1 protein-coding gene is annotated in these 215 nt (G+C 49.8%); it reads left to right on the top strand.

Going from position 1 to position 215, the window contains the following annotated elements; translation table 11 throughout:
- On the top strand, positions 1-215 hold a 215-nt coding region (locus tag KB213_RS12605; RefSeq protein WP_211683606.1), incomplete at both ends, for a hypothetical protein.

Here is a 215-nt window from a genome sequence, read left to right as displayed (position 1 = left end):
CAGACCTCGCATCACGCTCATGGATCTGGACCAATTATGACATAATAGTTGGCGGTCAAACGGTTAAGCGCACCGGTGGAGATGATGCTGCGATTGTGCGCGTTGATGAAAACAAACTTGGCTTAGCGCTGACAACATATTGTACGCCACGTTACTGCCAAGCTGAAACTAATGCAGGTGGCGCACAAGCAGTTGTAGAAGCATGGCGCAACATC

Origin of the sequence: Neokomagataea anthophila (assembly GCF_018122595.1) — a bacterium.
GTDB lineage: Bacteria > Pseudomonadota > Alphaproteobacteria > Acetobacterales > Acetobacteraceae > Gluconobacter > Gluconobacter anthophilus.
This window is presented reverse-complemented; position numbering and strand designations above follow the sequence as displayed.